The 3,993-nt window shown below is 41.3% G+C and carries 2 protein-coding genes and 1 riboswitch; both genes read right to left on the bottom strand.

From position 1 onward, the window contains the following. Positions 1-535 precede the first annotated feature (535 nt). On the bottom strand, positions 536-1,237 hold the full coding sequence (locus QM629_RS08445; RefSeq protein ID WP_415159131.1) for an RsmE family RNA methyltransferase: 702 nt from the start codon (positions 1,235-1,237) through the stop codon (positions 536-538). Positions 1,238-1,295: 58 nt separating this feature from the next. Then, the gene (locus QM629_RS08440; protein WP_415159129.1) at positions 1,296-3,662 is read right to left on the bottom strand and encodes a TonB-dependent receptor; all 2,367 of its coding nucleotides are present in this window, start codon (positions 3,660-3,662) and stop codon (positions 1,296-1,298) included. 60 nt (positions 3,663-3,722) lie between these two features. Further along, positions 3,723-3,820, bottom strand: a riboswitch (TPP riboswitch). Positions 3,821-3,993 lie beyond the last annotated feature (173 nt).

Raw genomic sequence — 3,993 nt, 5'->3', positions numbered from 1 at the left:
TAAAGCCTCATAGAGGCTTAACGTGTGTACAATGCTGCCCGTAATGTTTCTTTACCGTTCCATTGGAACGGAACGTTTACACGCACCACACCTACGGTGTGGAAATCCCCCTGGCACAATTATTTCTACACACGTGGGCGATCCTATGGATCGCGGATCGCTAATGCAGGTTTCGAACACTTCAGGTCTGGAGACTTCGCAGGTGTATGCGCAAAGTCTCTGACTTTATCTGCAAGGCATTAAAAAAGCCTTCCGTTTTTTTGGAAGGCTTTCTGTTTTTATCTTCATTAAGCATACAACATCATGCACCTTCCCTGTTAAAGAATATCTTTATGCACTTTGTATGTTTCTTAATCATTTTCATTTTTGCTGCGCGAAAGTAATGTGTTAAACAAATATGCCAAAATATTTTTTCCATGAATAATCAATGCCAATATCTGATCTGTCAAATGAGTTTGAATATTTCTGAATAATCAATATTCAACAAGTAACCTCTAACCTTCAAATTTCATCACTGCCAAATCCGCCGGGGTCATCAGCCTGCATTTGCTAACAATGCAGCGGCAACCATACCGGCAGTTTCAGAGCGCAGTCTTGTGCCGCCAAGCGTTACCGGAATAAAATTTTTTTTCAGCGCATGGCCGATTTCAGCGGCTGAGAAATCACCTTCCGGGCCAATAAGAATGAGTTTATTTTTCGGTGGATTAACTATATCGAGGATTGATCTTTTATCTTCTTCAGCACAATGTGCGATCAGTTTAATGCCATCAAAATCTTCATCAACAAATACATCAAATTTTTTGGGTTGGTGCAAAAGTGGCAGCCATGTTTGCCTGCTTTGCAGCATGGCTGAAACAAGAATATTGTGCATCCTGTCGGAACGAAAATTGTATTTTTCCGTATAGTCGCAAATAAGCGGTATTATTTCATTAACGCCTATTTCTGTCACTTTTTCCAGAAACCATTCAAAGCGCGATGGGTTTTTTAGCAAGGATATAGCTATTGAAACACTGCTTGCAGCTTGAGACCTGAAGCTTGCAGCTTCTATCTTTACCCCGCAATGTTTTTTATCAGCATCCATAATTATTGCCGTAAACAGATGGCCCTTGCCATCGGTAAGCTGCAGCCGTTCGCCTGCTTTCATACGCAGTACCTGCACGCAGTGTTTACTGGTTTCTTCACTTAAAATATGTGCAGGCTGCTGAATATTTTCTTCGTAAAAACAGGGAAGGCTCATGCGCCATAAATATAGTCAGAATTACGGAGTGGCAGTACCGGCTAAAGTAAACGCTGTTTTACAGTTTTATATTCAGCCCAGCCATAAAATTAGTTCCTGCGGCAGGATAGTAATAGTTATCGTTAATTAAACTGCCATCATATATGTATGGATACGTATAGCCATTAGGCTCATACAGCTTATTAAAAATGTTATTTACGGCAACTATAAAATCTATCTGGCTAAACGACTTTTTATACAGTGAATAATTCAAACGAAAATCTTCAGTAAAATAAGCGCTGAGCTTTCTGTTGTCATTTTGTGCATTGTCCATATATTGTTTGCTTACATGCTTGCTCACAAAATTCAGTTGCATGTTTTTTAAAGGGATGAATGTCACTGTTGCCGCTGCAATGGTGTTGGGCGAAAAAGATATATCCGTATTGCTGTGCTTTACAGCCTGCTGCCCCGTATAGTTGAAGTCAGCATCGTATTCATCTATATATTCTGTGAACGATTTTATTTTATTGCGGCTGAAGGTAATATTACCGCCTGCATTCAGCCAGGAATTAATAACAATACCGCCTTGCAGCTCAATGCCGGCGCGGTAACTGTTTGGCACATTTATTCTTGTATAACTGCCTACATCATTTATCTGCCCGGTTTGAACGAGCTGGTTTTTGTACAGCATATAATAGAATGTTGCAGAAAAATTATACTTGTTTTTTTTACGCTCTATGGCAGCTTCAAAATCATGCAGGGTTTCTGCAGCTGGTTGTTGCTGCAGGCCCGCTTCAAAATCATCGCGGTTTGGTTCTTTATGCGCTAAAGCATAGCTCAGGTAGGCATTCCAGCCGTTGTAATTATAATTAATGCCCGCTTTGGGATTAAAGAAGTTGAATTTTCTTTTTATGAATAAATCGTAATTGTCCTCAAAGCCTTTCATGTTATGCATTACATACCGGTATTGCACGTCAGCAAACGTGTTCCATTTATCATTAAGGCTATGCATCCATTTTACATAAACATTTTCGTCTGTTTTTGTAGCCGGAAAGTTATAGTATGTATAACCTTCCGGCACCTTTGCTTCGCTCCAGGTTATTTTGCCATAATGTTTGCCGTTATATACATTCCAGCTTCCGCCAATGGTTAATTCATCTGCCTTTGTTTTATATTGAAGTGAAAGTATCTGCCCGTAAAAATAATTGTCCAGCCAGCGCTGCCTTACAAGATCGGTTACTACCGTATCGCTCAGTCCGTAATCGCCTAAGTTTTCACCTGCTTTATATTCTTCATAATACCCCTTGCCGCGTACCAGAAAGAAAGCGGTATTGAATTTCAGTTTGCTGCTGAAACTGTGATCGTAAAACAACTGGTAATGTGTTTGTGTATAATTATCCGTTTCATTGCTGTAAGGTGTTCCGGGTTTTTCCATACCTGCAGGGTTAAACCGGCGATTGGTTTTTAAGCTGTCCTGCGGAACACCATACCATGCCTGGTACGTTTTTTCTTTGCCTGAAAAAATGTTCAGGCGCAAGCTGTTCTTCTTGCCTATATACGCCGCAGAGGTATAAAATGATACAAGCTTGCTGCTGGCCCTGTCAATATAGCCATCGCTTGAAATACGGCTTAATCTTGCATCGAGTGTGAAATGATTGCCAAGCAACCCGCTGCCTAACCGTACGGTGTTTTTCCATGTGTTGAATGAACCAGCGCTGTTATTGGATTCTGCATACGCCTTCCTGTTCACTTCGTTGGTGCTTATATTGATTGTTCCGCCAAAAGCGCCCGAGCCATTGGTTGATGTGCCCACGCCGCGCTGTACCTGTATGGAGCCGGCCGATGAAACAAAATCAGGCAGGTCAACAAAATAGGAGCCCAGGCTTTCGGCATCGTTGAAAGGAATACCGTTCAGTGTTACATTTATTCTTGTTGCATCTGTTCCGCGTATGCGTATGCCTGTATAGCCAACGCCATTGCCGGCATCGGTTGTAGTGGTTACAGATGGTGTTTGGCTAAGCAGGTATGGCAAATCCTGGCCAAGATTAATTTTTTCAATTTCCTCTTTTGTAATGTTTGTTTTAGCAAACGGCGCTTTATCTGATGCCCGCACAGAACTTACTTCCAGCGGTTCAAGATAAGAGGCGGTTTCATGCAGCGCGATATGCAATACGGTGTTTGGCTGTGCAGAAATTATGGTATCAAATGCCTGTCTGCCCACATACGCTGCCTCCAGCTTGTACTTTAAAGCCGGGTTTAAGTTTGAAAAATTAAACAGGCCGTTTTCGCCTGTAAGTACGGACTGCCTGAAATTTTTTGCGCTGATGGTTACGGTAGCGCCATTTAGCGGATTATTGTTTTTATCAGCCACTTTTCCGTTAACGCTTTGTGCTGATGTTGCGAATAAGAGGTTCAAGAATGCAACTGTTCCCAAAATTTTTTTCATTTTCTTCAAATTTTAATTTCACAAATGGGAACAAGGAATAATGCTATAGGACGTGCAGCTATAAGTGAAGCTCACCTTCCCTTCGCAGGTATTACCCTGTTCAGGTTCAACGGGTATAATCTCAGCCTTGCGTGTGCAAAGCACCCCGGGATTTTATTGTTCATGAAGCTTTGGAAAACTTCAGTGAATGCGGCGCAAAAGTATTACAGAAATTTAAATTAACGTGTAACCTTCAGGGCAAACGCATCTAAAAATTTTCTTTAAAGACAGTTTTGGCAAGAAAGTCATCATTGAGGGCAGATAGCAGCCTTTTCTTTTTAATGCTTGTTTT

This window comes from Parafilimonas sp. (genome assembly GCF_047606085.1).
In the GTDB taxonomy this organism is placed as follows: Bacteria; Bacteroidota; Bacteroidia; order Chitinophagales; family Chitinophagaceae; genus Parafilimonas.
This window is presented reverse-complemented; position numbering and strand designations above follow the sequence as displayed.